Origin of the sequence: Microcystis sp. M20BS1 (assembly GCF_020245305.1) — a bacterium.
GTDB classification, from domain to species: Bacteria; Cyanobacteriota; Cyanobacteriia; order Cyanobacteriales; family Microcystaceae; genus Microcystis; species Microcystis ichthyoblabe_A.
This window is the reverse complement of the sequence record NZ_JADBUZ010000223.1, coordinates 1-17223: the sequence shown is the minus strand read 5'-3', so window position 1 is coordinate 17223 and position 17223 is coordinate 1. Positions and strand designations below refer to the sequence as shown.

The 17223-nt window shown below is 43.5% G+C and carries 17 protein-coding genes and 1 pseudogene; 7 read left to right on the top strand and 11 right to left on the bottom strand.

The annotated features are described in order from the left end of the window. Positions 1-96: 96 nt before the first annotated feature. Both IM507_RS21320 and ndk read right to left on the bottom strand, forming a co-directional pair. Positions 97-1008 (bottom strand): RluA family pseudouridine synthase, encoded by a 912-nt coding sequence (locus tag IM507_RS21320; protein WP_287637708.1) that lies wholly within the window; start codon positions 1006-1008, stop codon positions 97-99. A gap of 568 nt (positions 1009-1576) precedes the next feature. Further along, complete coding sequence (gene ndk / locus IM507_RS21315; protein ID WP_042790998.1) at positions 1577-2026, bottom strand: nucleoside-diphosphate kinase; 450 nt, start codon at positions 2024-2026, stop codon at positions 1577-1579. Positions 2027-2375: 349 nt separating this feature from the next. Between ndk and IM507_RS21310 the strand changes: the two are divergent. Next, a pseudogene (locus tag IM507_RS21310) lies at positions 2376-3594 on the top strand (ISAs1 family transposase). 209 nt (positions 3595-3803) lie between these two features. On the opposite strand, the gene IM507_RS21305 reads toward IM507_RS21310, so the two are convergent. Then, entirely contained in the window at positions 3804-5021 is a 1218-nt protein-coding gene (locus IM507_RS21305) for a pentapeptide repeat-containing protein (protein WP_287637706.1), read from the bottom strand. 163 nt (positions 5022-5184) lie between these two features. On the opposite strand from IM507_RS21305, the gene IM507_RS21300 reads away from it, so the two are divergent. The 3 genes from IM507_RS21300 to recA all read left to right on the top strand — a co-directional run bounded on the left by IM507_RS21300 (position 5185) and on the right by recA (position 7901). Beyond that, positions 5185-5358, top strand: a complete 174-nt coding sequence (locus IM507_RS21300; protein ID WP_002748305.1) for a hypothetical protein — start codon at positions 5185-5187, stop codon at positions 5356-5358. Between the two features lie 394 nt (positions 5359-5752). Then, positions 5753-6706, top strand: a complete 954-nt coding sequence (locus IM507_RS21295; RefSeq protein WP_123231329.1) for an aldo/keto reductase — start codon at positions 5753-5755, stop codon at positions 6704-6706. A 127-nt stretch (positions 6707-6833) separates the two neighbouring features. After that, on the top strand, positions 6834-7901 hold the full coding sequence (gene recA, locus IM507_RS21290; RefSeq protein WP_002739007.1) for a recombinase RecA: 1068 nt from the start codon (positions 6834-6836) through the stop codon (positions 7899-7901). Positions 7902-7924: 23 nt separating this feature from the next. Here the strand turns inward: recA and IM507_RS21285 are convergent, their stop codons facing one another. After that, entirely contained in the window at positions 7925-8521 is a 597-nt protein-coding gene (locus tag IM507_RS21285; RefSeq protein ID WP_002738425.1) for a hypothetical protein, read from the bottom strand. A gap of 43 nt (positions 8522-8564) precedes the next feature. Next, positions 8565-9434 carry a bile acid:sodium symporter family protein gene (locus tag IM507_RS21280; protein WP_002739350.1) on the bottom strand — a complete coding sequence of 290 codons (870 nt, stop codon included), beginning with the start codon at positions 9432-9434 and terminating at the stop codon, positions 8565-8567. Between the two features lie 272 nt (positions 9435-9706). Here IM507_RS21280 and IM507_RS21275 point away from each other — a divergent pair, with 272 nt between their 5' ends. After that, entirely contained in the window at positions 9707-10180 is a 474-nt protein-coding gene (locus tag IM507_RS21275) for a CRR6 family NdhI maturation factor (RefSeq protein ID WP_002738641.1), read from the top strand. 94 nt (positions 10181-10274) lie between these two features. Further along, positions 10275-11483 (top strand): 4-hydroxy-3-methylbut-2-enyl diphosphate reductase, encoded by a 1209-nt coding sequence (locus IM507_RS21270; protein ID WP_123231327.1) that lies wholly within the window; start codon positions 10275-10277, stop codon positions 11481-11483. 423 nt (positions 11484-11906) lie between these two features. Here the strand turns inward: IM507_RS21270 and IM507_RS21265 are convergent, their stop codons facing one another. Beyond that, positions 11907-12509 (bottom strand): Crp/Fnr family transcriptional regulator, encoded by a 603-nt coding sequence (locus IM507_RS21265; protein ID WP_002748318.1) that lies wholly within the window; start codon positions 12507-12509, stop codon positions 11907-11909. A 184-nt stretch (positions 12510-12693) separates the two neighbouring features. After that, on the bottom strand, positions 12694-13332 hold the full coding sequence (locus IM507_RS21260) for an LON peptidase substrate-binding domain-containing protein (protein ID WP_002739408.1): 639 nt from the start codon (positions 13330-13332) through the stop codon (positions 12694-12696). A 562-nt stretch (positions 13333-13894) separates the two neighbouring features. Between IM507_RS21260 and IM507_RS21255 the strand changes: the two genes are divergently transcribed. Continuing rightward, positions 13895-14851, top strand: coding sequence for an RNA polymerase sigma factor, RpoD/SigA family (locus IM507_RS21255; RefSeq protein ID WP_002739411.1), 957 nt, complete (start codon positions 13895-13897; stop codon positions 14849-14851). A 226-nt stretch (positions 14852-15077) separates the two neighbouring features. Here IM507_RS21255 and IM507_RS21250 read toward each other — a convergent pair whose 3' ends face one another. The 4 genes from IM507_RS21250 to IM507_RS21235 all read right to left on the bottom strand — a co-directional run. Further along, positions 15078-15962, bottom strand: a complete 885-nt coding sequence (locus tag IM507_RS21250; RefSeq protein ID WP_002739127.1) for an S-methyl-5'-thioadenosine phosphorylase — start codon at positions 15960-15962, stop codon at positions 15078-15080. An 82-nt stretch (positions 15963-16044) separates the two neighbouring features. After that, positions 16045-16371 carry an urease subunit beta gene (locus IM507_RS21245; RefSeq protein ID WP_002738732.1) on the bottom strand — a complete coding sequence of 109 codons (327 nt, stop codon included), beginning with the start codon at positions 16369-16371 and terminating at the stop codon, positions 16045-16047. Positions 16372-16390: 19 nt separating this feature from the next. Next, complete coding sequence (gene ureA / locus IM507_RS21240) at positions 16391-16693, bottom strand: urease subunit gamma (RefSeq protein ID WP_002738360.1); 303 nt, start codon at positions 16691-16693, stop codon at positions 16391-16393. A 305-nt stretch (positions 16694-16998) separates the two neighbouring features. Further along, on the bottom strand, positions 16999-17223 hold a 225-nt coding region (locus tag IM507_RS21235; RefSeq protein ID WP_287637701.1), incomplete at its 5' end, for a bluetail domain-containing putative surface protein.

Sequence of the window (17223 nt, the reverse complement as noted above, 5' to 3'; positions counted from 1 at the left end):
TAGGGTGTGGGGTGTAGGGTGTGGGGTGTGGGGTGTGGGGTGTGGGGTGTGGGGTGTAGGGTGTGGGGTGTGGGGTGTAGGGTGTGGGGAGTTTTCTCAGTGAACTGATAACTGATAACTGATAACTAATTCTGGTGGTGCTGGACAACAAATAGAGATTCTTTCCCCTGTACTGGGATGATTAAAAACGATTTGATTGGCATGGAGATAATAACCACAATCTCCTGGCACTGCATCCGGTCGCGGTAATCCCCCCAGACCATACAAGGGATCACCGATTAAGGGATAGCCAAAAAAGGCTAGATGAATGCGAATTTGATGGGGTCTGCCCGTAAAAATTTCTACTTCTAATAGTGTACTATCGGGATGTTTTTTTAAGACTCGACCATCACTGCGGGCCGATAACCCATCTGTGAGCGCACCGTAAACGTAGCCTAAAATGGGATGGGCGATTTTCCCGATCGCTTGATTAATACTAAAATTATCCGGTATGTCGCCCTGACCAACTAAAGCTCGATATATTTTGGTAATTTTCCCCTCTCGCATCTGTTGACTCAATTTAGCTCTAGCGGGCTTTGATTTCGCCATTAAGACTATGCCGGAAGTGCCGCGACCAAGACGATGAATTGGATAGGGAGTGACCTCGGCATAATGCTGATGTACCAAATGGATGAGAGTATGTTCGAGAAATCCACCCCCCGCTAACACGGGTAATCCCGAAGGTTTCGCCACCACTAACACCTCGGTATCCTCGTAGAGTACCTCAAAAAAGAGCGGTACATCCGGTTCTGTCCAAGGCGGGCGCTGATAGGTCAATTGCTGCCCGATTTCTAAGACTGTATCGGGGTAAGCGGGACGACCGTTGACGAGAATTGCTGCTGATAAAATGCGATCGAGCCATTCTTCTGGGCTAGAATGGGGATATTTGCCCGCATAGTAGGCTAATAGGCTTAATCCTGCCTGATTTTTGCTAATTTTATCTCGATAAATCCAACCTTGATTGGCCATTGGGGAAGTGGGGTGTGGGGTGTAGGGTGTGGGGTGTAGGGTGTGGGGTGTGGGGTGTAGGGTGTAGGGTGTGGGGTGTGGGGAGAATAAATAAAATAATCTCCTATCTCCTGACTCCTATCTCCTAACTCAATGTTAGACAAAGATAAGCAAAAGTTATTTATTGACTCCAAAAACTTGAGAATATTTAAATTAACATTTCGCAATATTTACAAATTCTTAAGAATTAATTGAGAAAGATTTTTATTTGACAACGATGTTATCATGGTTACAGCGATTTTACTGAATTTCATAATGGGGTATTTTGTGCTTTCTTAGGCAGCAATGGTTGAAACCCTTGCCACACCTAGAGAGTGATCCTAATTCAGACAGGTAAATCAGTCAATTTCACCCACAACGATGATCTTTTTTTTGTGTAGTTTTGTCGCAAAAAAAAAGTTTTTTTGACAAAAAGCACAAAGTATGCAGCAGTAGTTATTGCAGAGAGGGGAGAAGGGAGAAGGGAGAAAAAAGCTGACTCGGAGAATACTGACTCCTATCTCCTGACTCCTGACTGCTTCAAAGGGATTTACTCTACGACCCAGGGAGTGATGGAGGGAGTCCAATTAGCCAATTCTGCATCGCTAAACCAGAGACTAACTTCATCTTTGGCGGTATCTGGACCATCGGAACCATGGATAAGATTGCGTCCGACACTAATACCAAAATCACCGCGAATCGTACCAGGTTCAGCATTGAGGGGATTAGTGGCGCCAATAATTTTTCTAGCGGAGGCAATTACTCCTTCTCCTTGCCAAACCATAGCCACCACGGGGGAGGAAGTAATAAAATCGACCAACGAAGGGAAAAAAGGTCTTTCTTTATGAACAGCGTAGTGTTTTTCCGCTAATTCGCTAGAAACCTGCATCATTTTCAACCCAACCAGCGTAAAACCTTTAGCTTCAAAGCGTTGAATAATTTCCCCCACCAGATTGCGTTGTACACCGTCGGGTTTAATCATTAAGAAAGTGCGTTCCATACTGCCTCTTAAAATTTAGCCATAAATTGTCACAAAACCCAGATTAACCCGGAATGGCATTCTAGAGAATGGCAGAATTTTCGCTTAAATTGCTGAGTCAGCTTGCTGTCGGATTTACAGCAGTTAAGTGGCTGGGTTGAAGTATGAAACCCAACGCCTGCTATCAGCTATCGGCGATTCATTGTCGGCTAATCATTGTAGTTGACAAAGATTTCTGAATAGGGTAATCAAATCGCCATAGCACCGTCCCGCACTGCCAGTACCCAGACTTAGCCGCTGCTACCTCTGTATAATTTATAATTAGCCTTAGTCTCACTGTTGTTGATGAAAATTAATGAGGAAATAGCTCATGGGTAAAGGTTTTGCTCCCGTTCTCCCCACCGGAAATAAAGCTCAACTAAAACCTGAGCTTCCTTTAACATCAATCAATGAAATTCAAGCTAGTTTATTGACTTATCTTCAAGATATTCCTGACCCGAGAGTGTCCCGAACCCAAAAACATTTATTAACTGATATTTTAGTCATTGCTATTTTAGCCGTTATAGCAGGAGCCGAAGGTTGGGAAGACATGGAAAATTATGGACTCAGTAAGCAGTCTTGGTTATCTGAGTTTTTAGAATTACCTAATGGCATTCCTTCTGATGATACTTTTCGGCGGGTTTTTGAACGGATTAACCCGGAAGTTTTGGCCAAAGTTTTGTCTCAATGGCTGCCCCATTTAATCGGTTCTCTTTCGGGGGAAATAGTTCCCATAGACGGGAAAAGTCTCAGAGGTTCTTACGACCGTAATCAAGGAATTAAAGCCTTGCATTTAGTGACGGCTTGGGCGGGGGAGCAGAAATTAGTTTTAGGACAAGTCAAGGTGGAAGATAAATCCAATGAGATTACTGCTATTCCCGCTTTACTAGAACTGTTAGACCTTCAAGGGGCAATTATCACCCTTGATGCTCTGGGAACTCAAACGGCGATTATTAATCATATTCAAGCCAAAAAAGCTGACTACGTTGTCGCCCTTAAAGCTAATCATCCGACTCTTTATACTCAGGTCAAAAACTGGTTTGAGCAAGCTCAAGCACATCAATTTGATGGTATTCAATTTAGTTATGATTACCGTCTGGAAAAAGGTCATCATCGCCTCGAAAAACGTTGGTGTTGGGCTGTACCCTTAGAAGCTTTCGGCGGTCTTTATCAACAGGCTCAATGGCAAGGACTTCAAAGTATTATCATGGTTAAACGAGTTCGTCATCTTTGGAATAAAACCACTTGTGAAGTCCAATTTTATCTCAGTTCTCTCCCCGCTGATGCTCAAAAAATAGGTAATGCTATTCGTAAACATTGGGGCATTGAAAATCAGGCTCATTGGATTTTAGATGTTACTTTTAATGAAGATAAATCTCAGATTCGCTCCGGTCACAGCCCTCGTAATGGGAGCCTTCTTGAGACGAGTAGCACTTAACGCTCTTAACCAGGAATCTACTTACCGACGTGGTCTGGCACAAAAAAGTAAACGGGCGGCCATGGATAATGACTATATGATGGCTGTGCTGAAAGCCTTTTGTCAAGCCTAATTGAGATGCTCTTACCCTGATTAATTATGGGTTGGCTGAAAAAGTAGGGGCGATCGCTGGTTAAGATACAAGGTTTTTGAGCCACTAGCTTGAAAATCTTGCAGCTGCTTGGTCAAACAGGCTGCCAAACCCCTTATCTCGTCTATATTTCACATTTATTCAGCCAACCCTACCTAAATCTCTGCTGAAGGTGGAGATCAAAGGCTGTTTTAAACTAATACTTTACTGCGATCGTTAGAATTATCCCCAAAAATTGCCCCTCGTCGAATTAAATCCTGTTTTTGTTCGGGGGTGATCCCCGTTGCACCGATAAAGATAGCCTTTTTAACTTCCGCCGCACTCAGGTTAGCATCACTCAGGTCAGCCCTTCTCAGGTCAGCCCTTCTCAGGTCAGCCCCACTCAGGTTAGCCCCTCTCAGGTCAGCCCCTCTCAGGTTAGCCCCTCTCAGGTTAGCCCCTCTCAGGTTAGCCCCACTCAGGTTAGCCCCACTCAGGATAGCCCCAATCAGGTTAGCCCCAATCAGGTTAGCCACACTCAGGTTAGCCCCAATCAGGTTAGCCACACTCAGGTTAGCCGCACTCAGGATAGCCTCTCTCAGTTTAGCCCAACTCAGGTTAGCCGCACTCAGGTCAGCCCCACTCAGGATAGCCTCACTCAGGATAGCCCCTCTCAGGTTAGCCCCACTTAGAATAGCCCCACTCAGAATAGCCCCACTCAAATCAACTTTATATAGAGTTTTCTTATCGATTGTTCCCTCTCGAATTGCCTTAATTAATTCGGCTTTTTCAATAACTTTTGCATCTGTAGTGAACTCGGCTTTTGTGACGACAATTTCGGGTATATCGTCTGATTTAAGTTCATTGAGAAGGGCTTGCAATTCCCCCGATTGATGTAAATCTGCTAGGCGCTGTAGTCCATCTTCTGAACCTTCTAAAAATAGCCGAATACTGCCTTTAAGTTTCATAATAGGCTTGATCGTGTTGTCTCTGGCGATTTTTTGAATAAGGTTGTTAATCTTATCAATTTTCTCTGGTGTCAGGTCGTCTATCCCTACCTCAATAACTAATTCAAAAACTTTATCTGATTGCTGAGGTTGCGGTTTATTGTTATGATCAAATGTCTGAGAATTATCTCTATACCTTGCCAAAGCAGTAATCAGATTGTTACTGTCAATCTTTTCACCCATTTGCTCTGACAAGATTTTCCATAACTTATGAGCCGCATTCTTGATTGACTGTTCTTCTTGACTAATTTCTTCCGCTAGATCAGCATATTTTTTATCATCAAAAATACCTTTTAATATTTTTGTCTCCACGTCCGTTAATCCCTTGTTTGTATGCTTTTTTTTCAGATCATTAACCAGCATTTCTAATTCAGTCCATGAAAGGGTTTTAATTTCAGTCATTTTTAGTTCATTCATCATCATTTTTTAAGGGTTGCAGGACTTAAGATTACTTTTCAGTACCCTGTCAGGTTACTTGAGAGTACCTAAAAAAAGTACCATTTTTAGGACTTTTGAGTAACGACAAATAATCAGAATTTTTTTAATCTAGAGATAGTTCACCTCCTAAGTAAAAGGATTGATGATTATGTATAAATATTGGTTAAAGTACAGAGAAGACGTTGTTAGTCTTGCCAAAATTATCAGCACCATATTTGCGATCGCATCATTTTTAGGCTTCTCTTTTCCAGAGAAATTTCAACCTACTCCCTGCCAACCGACGGCAATTGTTGAAACCACGGAAGTTAGCACTAACAATTAGTCAAAGCGCCAAATTCGCCTAACCTAATCATAGCTTAGGCGACAAACAAGATCGGCAAGAGATTTCGATTTTTTTACCTTGCTGATCTCTGTATTTCTTTGTTAACAAAACTTAACAATTATCGGCAAAATTTCGCTTGCTTTTCTCGGCAGATTTTGGGATAATATTTTTAAAAGATTTTATTCATAATGGAAATCTTTGCGTCTAAAAAAATTTGCACGGATTCCCATTATAAGAAAAGCATAGCGCAAGTCGCCGGCAAAGTCAAGTCCTTTCCCATTAATTATGGGTGGGAATTTCCCGGAATCAAAAAAGGGGGTTAGTGGTGAGTCAGACCAAATATAGGTTACACTTCAACTTTAAATGAGAAACGCTGTCATTCTTTGTAGGGAATATGACTAGACAAACCGCTAATCTCGGACAAACAGGAATTGCCGTCAGTGCTTTGGGAATCGGGACTTGGGCATGGGGAGATAAACTATTCTGGAACTATGGCAAAGAATACGGAGCTAGTCAGGTAGAGGAGGCCTTTAAAGCGGCAGTAGAGGCAGGAATCACCTTTTTTGACACTGCCGAAGTCTATGGACTGGGGGAATCGGAACGACTCTTAGGAAAATTTACGCAAGAGACTGATATTCCCATCGATATTGCCAGCAAATTTGCCCCCGTACCGTGGCGATTGGGGGCGAATGCGGTTCATAATGCCATTACCGAGAGCTTAAACCGTCTAAAAACCGATAAAATTGCCCTTTACCAAGTGCATTGGCCCTTCACCTTCCTAATTAGCCAAGAAACCCTAATGAATGCCCTAGGGGAAGAAGTAAAACGCGGCCGCATTGGTGCAGTGGGTGTAAGTAATTATTCCGCCGAGCAAATGCGTCAAGCAAGCCAGATTTTGGCGAAAAAAGAGGTTCCCTTAGCGGTCAATCAGGTGCAGTATTCGCTTTTGTATCGCAAAATAGAAACTAAGGGAATTTTAGCCACGGCCAAGGAATTAGGTGTCACCATCCTCGCCTACAGCCCCCTCGCTCAAGGACTACTGACGGGTAAATATAGCCCAGAAAGCCAGAATTTGCCCGATGGAGCCAGAAAAGTTGACTCGCGGTTCAAAAAAGAAGGTTTGGAGAAAATAGCCCCAATTTTAAGGGTAATGCAAGAATTGGGCGAAAAATACCAAAAAACCCCCGCACAAGTCGCCCTCAATTGGTTAATCGCCCAAGGGGATGTGATTCCCATTCCGGGGGCAAAAACTGCGGCCCAAGCGAGGGAAAATGCCGGGGCCTTAGGATGGAGTTTAGAAGCGCGAGAGGTGACGCAATTAGAACAGATGAGCCGGCCTTGGCTGTAAAAATCAAAACTTTTAATTTTTGATCACCATTCTGGAAAAAGTCTCTAACTTTTTGGTGATCAAGATTAAAACAGGCTACAATCTTTGCATACTGCTGTACTACTTAAGAAAACTGGGGAGAAAATTAATGGCGACAATGACAAATAATTCCGATCGAGATAAAGCCTTGGGTTTAGTCTTAAATCAAATCGAGCGCAACTTTGGCAAAGGTTCGATTATGCGTTTAGGAGACGCCACCCGGATGCGGGTGGAAACCGTACCTAGTGGTGCTTTAACCCTAGATATGGCGTTGGGTGGCGGTTTACCGAAGGGCCGCATCGTCGAAATTTACGGGCCGGAAAGTTCTGGAAAAACCACCTTAGCCCTCCATGCGATCGCAGAAGTGCAGAAAGCTGGGGGAGTGGCGGCCTTTGTCGATGCGGAACACGCTTTAGATCCCACCTATTCGGAAGATTTAGGGGTAGATATCAATAATTTACTGGTAGCACAACCGGATACGGGGGAGGCTGCCTTAGAAATAGTTGACCAGTTAGTGCGTTCTTCGGCCGTGGATATCGTTGTCATCGACTCGGTGGCCGCTTTAGTGCCGCGGGCGGAAATTGAGGGGGAAATGGGGGATAATCAGGTGGGTTTGCAGGCCCGTTTGATGAGTAAAGCCCTGCGAAAAATTGCCGGTAATATTGGTAAATCGGGTTGTGTGGTGATTTTCCTCAACCAACTGCGGCAAAAAATCGGTGTCACCTACGGCAATCCTGAAGTGACCACCGGGGGAACGGCCTTAAAATTCTATGCCTCGGTGCGTTTAGATATCCGTCGCATTCAAACTTTGAAAAAAGGCACGGAAGGGGAATACGGAATTCGGGCTAAAGTTAAGGTGGCTAAAAATAAAGTCGCGCCTCCTTTCCGGATTGCTGAATTTGATATTATCTTCGGTAAAGGCATTTCCCAGGTGGGTTGTATGCTCGATATCGCCGAACAAACTAACGTGGTTACTCGTAAAGGGGCATGGTATAGCTATAATGGCGAAAATATTGCCCAGGGTCGCGATAATGCCGTTAAATATCTCGAAGAAAGGCCAGAAGTAGCGGCAGAAATTGAGAAGTTATTGCGGGATAAATTAGATATGGGTTCGGTTCCTTTACCCACGGAACCGGCCGATGAGGACGAGGAGGACGATCTGGAACCAGAAATCTAAAAGAAGACGGTTTTAAGTCTTGGTTATCCCCCTATTTTGGGGGATTTTTTAGCTTCAGAATCGATAGATTTAGCGGCTTCTAACCATGATTGTAAACCTTTTTTAGTCGGTGTTCCTCTAGGGGTAAAAGTCCATAGATCTCGTTTATGTTGGGGTCCGTAGCTGATATGAATCGGGCGATTAATTCCGTAAAAATAGAGAGAATCAAAGGGTAATTTTTTGTTTAAAATCCAATCTATCAGGCGATCGCTAGTTAAATTGATAATCCGAAAATCACAGGCTGCCCCCAATCGCTGACAATAATATTGACCTTTTTGATTAATTTCGTGGGCGCAATGTTGATCACGACTGGGATCGATTCTACCGTTTTTTAAGCCAGTGATCGGGTCTTTTTTTTGGAGAAATTTTCTCAGATCATTGGAACAAAATCCGTAGGTTAATTGGAATCTTTCTCGACCAAAATTATCAATAATTGGATCTATAATAAAGTGAGCGAGATTTTGCCAAGCGGTTATCGTTGCAGGATTTTTTGGATAGGGATCGATTTGTGCTGCATACTTTTGATAGGTTTGGGAACAGGTAGATAATTCTTCTAGGGTTAAATATTTACCAATTAACATAATCAGTTATCAGTTTTTAGCTATATCCTATCACTCCATTTAGCTATTTTACCAAAGCTGCTTTTTTGCGACCATAATAAACAGCGACAAAAGCGCTGACATACATCCATAAACTATAGACCATTGCGGGAATGGCTAGCTCGGGATTCTTTAATAAACCGGCAGTGATGCCAATAGCTAAAGTGCCGCTTTGAATACCCACTTCGATGGCGATACAAATTCTTTGGGCAATAGTTAATTGAAATAAACGACCACTGAAAAAGCCAATTAGGGAAGCAATCGTATTTAAAATAATCACTGCCAGGCCAGTTTGAGCGATAAATAAAGGTAAACGTTCCCATTCTCTCAGGATTAATAAGAAGATAATAACTGCTAGAAAAATCACAGCCAAACGATTAGTTATCGGTTCCAGACTTTTCGCCAGTAAAGGGAAGTAATGGCGGATAGTCATACCTATAACCAGGGGTAAAACTATAATCAAAAATATCTGCCCCATAGTGGAACCAATGGGTAGGGAGATGGCGGCACTTTCACCCATAAAATGCTGGAGAATGAAACTAGCTAAAAAAGGTATTGTGAAAATGGTGATGATGCTGCTAAAAGCGGTTAAAGTAACAGAAAGGGCCACATCTCCCTTAGCTAAATAGGTTAAAACATTGGAGGAAGGACCGCCTGGACAAATGGCGACAATCATTAAACCGACGGCAATTTCTGGCCGGAGAGGCAAAAGAGAAACAATAATAAAGCCGACGATCGGTAGAATAATAATTTGATTGACTAAACCGATCAGGACTGCTTTGGGATAACGGGTGATACGCTGAAAATCGGCGAGAATTAATCCTAATCCCATGCCTAACATTAAAACGCCTAGGGCAACGGGTAAGAGGATATTAGTAAAAAAGTTGGCTTGCATGGGATAAAAGCGGAGAAGATGAGCTTATTTTCCCATAATTCGTGTCCCTAGTTCTCGATTTTGCTGACTACCCCGGTGTGCAGGGGAGATTAAATTGTGGGAGAAATCCAATCATGAGGATTTTTGTCTGGTTTCCCTCTCTCGCTCTGGAGTGAGAGAATAGTCATACTTAGTTTTTTTGTCCCGATCGAGAGTATTTTCTGAGATAGATCATTGCCGATCTAGGGATAAAAAACGGTAATTTTGCCCGATATAACCTTTTATTTGCTCCTATGACTGTCAAAATCGCTCTTAACCCCAATCAGATTCAAAATCTCGATCTCTCATCTTTAGAGACTATTATTCAAGATTATCAGTCGCGGGCAGCGATCGCAAAATTGGAACAAGCTCTACAATTAGAGATAGATTATCCTCGTGCGGAGGGTGATATGCGGGAATTATCGGAGATACCGGAAGTCAGGCTGTGGTTTTTGCGTTTGGATGCAGTTTATCCTTGGTTAATCTTTATTCTTGACCCAAAACAGGGAGAAATCGCCCGTTATGCTGCTATGTTGGTCCCCCATCAATTCCATCGCGGGGAAGGAATTCAATATAATCCCGAAGCTTTAGAGATTTTTGTGATGCAAAAACTCTTTATTTTGTCTGATTGGCTGAAAAGTCAGCAAATTCCTGCTTTATCTCGCTTAAAATTTTTCGCTCAACAGTTTGGTTACGATATCGACGAGGAATTTCTCTCTAGTCTCTAAAAGCTTCCTGCGCTGACTAGATAAGGTATTTTAAATATATGGCAAGCTACTGTCTCGCCCAATTTAGCACCACCAATACCCCTATCAGAGAATCATGGATACAAAATCCTTTAAACGCACCCTACAGCAATCGGATAACTATAACCGCAAGGGATTCGGTCACAAAGAAGAAGTAATGGATGCGATGACCAATGAGTATCAAAGCGACCTGATCCAAGAAATTCGTGAAAATAATTACCGTTTACAACGGGGTGAGGTGACGATCTATCTCGCTCAAGCTTTTGGTTTTTGTTGGGGGGTAGAACGCGCTGTTGCTATGGCCTACGAAACTCGTCAACATTTTCCCCAGGAACGTCTCTGGATTACTAACGAAATTATTCACAATCCCTCGGTTAATCAGCGTCTGCGCTCCATGGCCGTGGGTTTTATTCCGATGGAAAATGGCCAAAAAGACTTTACTGTGGTGGAATCGGGGGATGTGGTGATTTTACCTGCTTTTGGGGCCAGTGCCTCGGAAATGCAAATCCTTAACGATAAGGGTTGCATGATTGTGGATACTACTTGTCCCTGGGTTTCTAAGGTGTGGAATTCCGTGGAAAAACACAAAAAAAGCGACCACACTTCGATTATTCACGGCAAATATAATCACGAAGAAACGATCGCCACTAGCTCTTTTGCTGGCACTTATCTAATCGTTTTAAATTTGGCTCAAGCTAATTATGTCGCTAATTATATTCTCCACGGTGGTGATAAAAATGAGTTTTTAGAGGAGTTTAAAAATGCCCATTCCCAGGGTTTCGATCCCGATCGCGATCTAGATTATATCGGTATTGCCAATCAGACCACAATGCTAAAAAGTGAAACGGAGGAAATTGGCAAACTCTTCGAGCATACTATGTTGAGAAAGTACGGACCGATCAATTTTAAAGATCATTTCATGAGTTTTAATACCATCTGTGATGCCACTCAAGAGCGTCAAGATGCCATGTTTGAACTGGTGAAAGAACCGCTTTCTTTAATGGTGGTAATTGGCGGTTATAATTCCTCTAATACCACTCACCTACAGGAAATAGCGATCAAGCGTGCCATTCCCTCCTATCATATCGATAGTGCCGAGCGCATTCTCCCCGGTAATCGCATCGAACATAAACCTTTAGGTGGCGATTTAATCATCACTGATAACTGGTTAAATGAGGGAAAAATTATCGTCGGAGTGACTTCTGGTGCTTCCACTCCCGATAAGGTGGTAGAAGAGGTAATCGAGAAAATTTTTGCGCTCAAATCTTCTTTAGTCCAGGGTTAATTAGCCAGGGTGAGAGCATCTCAAACGCTATTGACAATTGGCCAATTTTGTGATCCGCATGGGCAGTTCAAGTGATACCAGTCAATCAAAATAGTTACAAAATCGACTAAACGGGTCGATTTTTGCTTAACAATTGAGATGGCTAATTCTCATCAAATATGCCTGAAGCACTCTCCGGGTAAGCAACTCACATCAAGTCCATTTTGTCAAGGATTGTTAAGATGAGCTTACCCTGGTTATTTATCGAGCCTTTCGGTTACTTGAATCGCTGAAAAGCTTGGCTATGGTTTTTCTTTACCCCTGGACTAATTCACTACTTTTCTTTTCTATATAATCAACTTAATCGATGAATAAATTCTCTGTTAGAATCCGTTTTTCCCTGTCATTTCTGTTTTCCCGTTCCCTAGAGTGACAGAAGAGGGATTAATGGTGAATAATCAAATGGCGGTCGCAATCGCTGCTCACCCATCCCTGACGCTGAAATTCCCCTAACAAACGCGTCACCGTTACCCTTGTGGTGCCGATAGCATTGGCGAGATTTTGATGGGTTAAACGTATCTTTAAACGACTGCCTTGGGCGATTGGTTCTCCCATTTCCCGCTTTAATAACTGTAGTAACTGCTGAAGACGTTCCTCCACTCGTTTCAGTCCTGCGATCGCAAGGAGCGATTCCGTTTGTTGTTGACGACGGATCATTTGATTTAACATCATCCTGGTTAATTCCGCCGAATTTTCCACTTCGGTGATCGTGTACCATTTCAGGTACAGTTCCGACAAGGCTCTGGCGTGATAAGATTCCAGATGAGTCAAATTTAAGCCGAAAAAGTGGGATGAATGAACCCAACCTAGTAAAATTTCCTCTCCACTCTCAGATACTTGACTTAGTTGCGCCATACCCCGATAAACTTGCCAGACTCCATCAGCCACCAGAGGAATATTCTCCCCGCGCTCATAAAAGTGGAGCCGACGACTCTCGCTATAGTCTTCTCGGAAGGGTGAGACGTTGGGATTATAGGTGAGCAACATGATCAAAGTTCTCCTAGGCGAGGGGCTAACAATTTTAACCCCACTTTACTGTATCAAGGTAAACATTAGGTAATCCCCAGGTTAACAGTAATCAGTGAACAGTGATCAGTTCACCGATTACTGTTTACTGATCACTGTTCACTGAAATAACATCCGCTGCCGCAGCTGAAAAACCTACAGATCATTAATTTAAAGCATCTTTAAGAGCCGTGCGAGCGGCCAGATGATTGCGGGTTGAGGTGAGAATTTCCGATTCTCGTTGGAGACGACTGACTGTATCGAGCATTTCTAATAAAGCTTGTTGTTCCCCGGCCACACCGTAGAGATTACCCGCCACCCAGTAGGATAATTCCAGGGGAAGACTAGGCAAATCGTCGGGGAGTTCAATTTTTTGAGCGGTTAATTTGGCTGATAGATGAACCACGTCCCGCAGCAGTCGATCCACTTCTTTGGCCAGAGGTCGCAGATCTTGGGTGGTGGGGACATCTTCAATCCACTCCACTAAACCGACACGATAGGGTTTTTCCCGGACGTATTCTAGGACACGGAAGCGCTGTTGACCGATGGTGAGAATTTTTAAGCGATCATCTGGAAGACGTTGACAACGGACAACTTCCGCACAACTGCCGACTTTAGCGATTTCTCCCGTGGCCGGATCTACCATTAAGACCCCAAAACGGCGATCTTCTTCCAATATCGTATTCATCATAATCCGATAGCGAAACTCGAAGATGTGCAGGGGCAGGGGACGACCCGGAAATAAAACAACTTCGGGTAGGGGAAAGAGAGGTAATTCTCTAACGGCAATGGAAGAAGTGGCCATAGGTTTAGTAAAAAAAAACCGATCTTCTCTTATTTTTACACAATCCCCCCTGAACCGCTAGGCAAGGGCAATAGACGGGAGACGGTCGTCAGCTGTGAGTTTTCAGTTCACAGTTCACTGAAAATACTTCCCTCACTGCCTACTCTGCGATCGCTATCTGAGAAAATTGCTGATTTTGTCATCTAGATTGCATCCTGATCGGAAACCTTTGGCTAATCTATGAGTAGAGATACTCAAACCTCCTCTTCATTGGTGCTTTCCTGAGAGGGGTGATTTTTTTCTCATAAACTTTACAATATTTAATAATTGTTGTAATATTAGTTAAATAACCAAGCTTCTCACTACTTGCCATTTATGCCCATAAAATCTATATATAGCCAAAAAAAGGACTATAGAGGCAATTAAATAGTCAATGAGATTTCTCTCTATAGTTGAGTAACCACTCACTTATCTCTTTACAAAACGAGAAAAAACTCTGATAGCATCTCCTTTACTGCTCTGGGGAAGCAATCTGAAAAACGCCATCAATCCCTGAATATCAACCCTCAACCGACGCGCACTCATGAAAACCTCGAAAAACCCCACCGACCCAGTTCGCGCCTATCTCAGAGAAATTGGCCGAGTTCCCCTTCTCAGCCATGAAGAAGAAATTCTCTACGCGAAACAGGTACAAAGATTAATTTTTCTGGAAAAAATCAAAGAATCCCTAAGGGCGAAACTCGGCAGCGACCCCAGCGATCGCCAGTGGTCAGAAGCGGCGGAAATTAGTGAAGAACAACTGCGTCGAGAATTGGGGGCAGGGGATTTCGCCAAACGTAAGATGGTAGAAGCGAACCTGCGTCTAGTGGTTTCCGTCGCTAAAAAATACCTAAAACGCAATCTAGATCTATTAGATCTGATCCAAGAGGGAACCATTGGGATGCAAAGAGGGGTGGAAAAATTCGATCCCACCAAAGGCTATCGCTTCTCCACCTATGCCTATTGGTGGATTCGCCAAGCCATCACCCGGGCGATCGCAGAAAAAAGTCGCACCATCCGTCTGCCCATCCACATCACCGAAAAACTGAATAAAATCAAAAAGGCCCAGCGTCAACTAGCTCAAGATAAAGGTCGCGCTGCCACCATTGCCGAATTAGCCGAGGAATTAGACTTAACTCCTAAACAGGTGCGAGACTACTTGGAAAGGTCCCGTCAACCCCTTTCCCTTGACTTAAAGGTGGGGGACAATCAAGACACGGAATTAGGGGAACTCTTGGAAGATACGGGACTTTCCCCGGAAGATTACACTGCCTATTCTTCCCTGCAAGTGGACTTAGAAAAACTGATGGCAGACCTCACCCCTCAACAAAAAGAAGTGATTTGTCTGCGTTTTGGTTTAGATAATGGGCAGCCCCTCACCCTAGCAAAAATTGGCGTTCGACTCAATATCAGTCGTGAACGCGTCCGTCAGATCGAACGAGAAGCGATCGCTAAATTAAGAAAACGCAAGGCCAAGATCAGAGAATATCTAGCTAGTTAGGGTTTGCGGCAAAAAGCTGTTCGTGGGGGCAGGGTGTAGGGTGTGGGGTGTGGGGTGTAGGGTGTGGGGTGTGGGGAGAATAAATAAAATAATCTCCTATCTCCTGACTCCTGAATACTGACTCCTGCCGATGGCCCCCTGCCTTCGTTAAGGGTCAAATTGATCGTCTGAATAACAGCGAGAAAAATGACCCATTTCTAGATTCATCGGCGACTTTTCTCGGCTCTTATTTCTCTACTTCTTCATATTTTTTCAAAAAGAGAGCTAATTTTTCTTTAGTGGCGACGGGAACAGAATCTAGACGGGTAAGAATGGCATATTTAAGGGCAGAATGAGCGGCAGAAACGGGGGGATTAGCTACCAGACGGCGCACCGTTTCTTGGATGACTTTTTGGGCATTAATAGCGTTATGGTGTAGATTTTCGATCACCATTTCTACCGTGACATGATCGTGATCGGGATGCCAACAATCGTAATCGGTAACTAGGGCTAAGGTAGCGTAGGCAATTTCCGCTTCTCGGGCTAATTTTGCCTCGGTTAAATTGGTCATACCGATGACGGTTGCCCCCCAACTTCTATAGAGATTTGATTCCGCTTTAGTAGAAAAAGCCGGCCCCTCCATACAGATGTATGTACCCCCCCGATGCAGGGTAACTTCTGGTAGGTTTAAACTGACGACGGCATCCCCTAAAATACTGGCTAATTGGGGACAAATGGGATCACCAAAGGCAACGTGGGCAACAATTCCTTCCCCAAAAAAAGTCGCTATTCTCTCTTTAGTTCTGTCAATAAATTGATCGGGAATGACTAAATCTAGGGGTTTAACTTCGGCTTTGAGGGAACCAACGGCCGAAGCGGAAATAATATATTCAACCCCTAATTGTTTGAGAGCGTGAATATTAGCTCGAAAGGGTAATTCGGTCGGTAAAAAATGGTGACCTCTGCCATGACGCGCTAAAAAGGCAACTTCTGTTCCGTCTAAAGTACCGAGAATTAAAGCATCGGAAGGAGAACCAAAAGGAGTATCGAGGGATACTTCCCGCACATCCTTGAGGGCATCCATTTTATACAAACCACTGCCGCCAATAATGCCAATTTTTACCGTCGTCATAGTCTTGGAAAGAATTAGTTATCGTTGCCTTGATGTTACCACAATTGAGCGATCGAACTATGATAATTTTTCCGTTAAGACCCTACTTTTTCTTTTTCTTGCCTTTGAGAGAACCATTAATTAAACCATTAAAGCCATAAATTTCTTCAGTACCTGCGATGGTAACTAATTCCACCTCTTTCGTGTCTCCCGGTTCAAATCTAACGGACGTACCTGCGGGAATATTCAGATGGGTTCCTTTGGTTAATTCGCGCTGGAACTCCAGGGCCTGGTTAACTTCATAAAAATGATAGTGGGAACCCACTTGAATCGGTCGATCGCCTGTATTAGCCACAGAAATACGCAGGGTGTCGCGACCGACATTAATCTCGATCGCTCCGGATGGTGTGATAATTTCTCCCGGAATCATAACTGCTAAAAATCTCCTGTTAGTGAATGGGATTGTGAACGGTAACTAATTTAGTACCATCGGGAAAAGTCGCTTCGATCTGTACTTCCGTAATCATTTCCGGGATACCTTCCATTACCTCCTCGCGAGTTAATAAAGTGGTGCCGTAACTCATCAATTCAGCGACGCTACGACCTTCCCTCGCACCTTCGAGGATGGCGGCGCTAATATAGGCGATCGCTTCGGGATAATTTAACTTGATACCACGGTTTTTGCGTCTTTCGGCGAGCAGTGCCGCCGTAAAAATGAGTAATTTGTCTTTTTCTTGGGGCGAAAGTTGCATAGATGGGCCTTTTTTCACACAGATGCCTAGGGTTATTGTAGTTCTTGGCCGGATATTTGTAGCGATCGAGTTGTGAAATTTTATTTACTTAGCCTGCTTTATTGATGAAGATTTGGGAAGATACTCAAAAGTCTTGCGTCGTTCAAAACCTTGCGTCTTCATCGGCCCGCGTCCTGTAGGGGCGAAGCATTCGGCCAATAACCTATCGGTGAAACCGTAGATTTTCTAGTCACCAGTAAAGTCCAGAAAACGGGTTTCTCCGAGAAACCCTTTTTCTAGGTGACTTAGAAGGAGAGCTTAGAAACTTAAACAAAGAAATTACCCACTGGAATGTTCCCTAAAGCTGGTAAAGTACCAGTAAATCCGGTGATATTTATTAATAAATCATTGCTGGATTGGAAGCCAGCCGTGCTATCATTAATAACGAGGTAAGTTCCAGCTATTGCACCGGTTGTTACCTGCACTAAGGCGGCACTATTAACCCCTAATCCTTGATTACCTGTAATCGCTCCATTAGCATCAGTAAATAC

What these genes read in the sequence shown, in the direction of transcription:
- IM507_RS21265 (WP_002748318.1), bottom strand. Translation starts at nt 12,509, where the DNA reads ATGTTGCTCACCTATAATCCCAACGTCTCACCCTTCCGAGAAGACTAT.
- IM507_RS21270 (WP_123231327.1), top strand. Translation starts at nt 10,275, where the DNA reads ATGGATACAAAATCCTTTAAACGCACCCTACAGCAATCGGATAACTAT.
- recA (WP_002739007.1), top strand. Translation starts at nt 6,834, where the DNA reads ATGGCGACAATGACAAATAATTCCGATCGAGATAAAGCCTTGGGTTTA.
- IM507_RS21305 (WP_287637706.1), bottom strand. Translation starts at nt 5,021, where the DNA reads ATGATGATGAATGAACTAAAAATGACTGAAATTAAAACCCTTTCATGG.
- ndk (WP_042790998.1), bottom strand. Translation starts at nt 2,026, where the DNA reads ATGGAACGCACTTTCTTAATGATTAAACCCGACGGTGTACAACGCAAT.
- IM507_RS21295 (WP_123231329.1), top strand. Translation starts at nt 5,753, where the DNA reads ATGACTAGACAAACCGCTAATCTCGGACAAACAGGAATTGCCGTCAGT.
- IM507_RS21320 (WP_287637708.1), bottom strand. Translation starts at nt 1,008, where the DNA reads ATGGCCAATCAAGGTTGGATTTATCGAGATAAAATTAGCAAAAATCAG.
- ureA (WP_002738360.1), bottom strand. Translation starts at nt 16,693, where the DNA reads ATGCAACTTTCGCCCCAAGAAAAAGACAAATTACTCATTTTTACGGCG.
- IM507_RS21280 (WP_002739350.1), bottom strand. Translation starts at nt 9,434, where the DNA reads ATGCAAGCCAACTTTTTTACTAATATCCTCTTACCCGTTGCCCTAGGC.
- IM507_RS21285 (WP_002738425.1), bottom strand. Translation starts at nt 8,521, where the DNA reads ATGTTAATTGGTAAATATTTAACCCTAGAAGAATTATCTACCTGTTCC.
- IM507_RS21245 (WP_002738732.1), bottom strand. Translation starts at nt 16,371, where the DNA reads ATGATTCCGGGAGAAATTATCACACCATCCGGAGCGATCGAGATTAAT.
- IM507_RS21255 (WP_002739411.1), top strand. Translation starts at nt 13,895, where the DNA reads ATGAAAACCTCGAAAAACCCCACCGACCCAGTTCGCGCCTATCTCAGA.
- IM507_RS21300 (WP_002748305.1), top strand. Translation starts at nt 5,185, where the DNA reads ATGTATAAATATTGGTTAAAGTACAGAGAAGACGTTGTTAGTCTTGCC.
- IM507_RS21250 (WP_002739127.1), bottom strand. Translation starts at nt 15,962, where the DNA reads ATGACGACGGTAAAAATTGGCATTATTGGCGGCAGTGGTTTGTATAAA.
- IM507_RS21275 (WP_002738641.1), top strand. Translation starts at nt 9,707, where the DNA reads ATGACTGTCAAAATCGCTCTTAACCCCAATCAGATTCAAAATCTCGAT.
- IM507_RS21260 (WP_002739408.1), bottom strand. Translation starts at nt 13,332, where the DNA reads ATGGCCACTTCTTCCATTGCCGTTAGAGAATTACCTCTCTTTCCCCTA.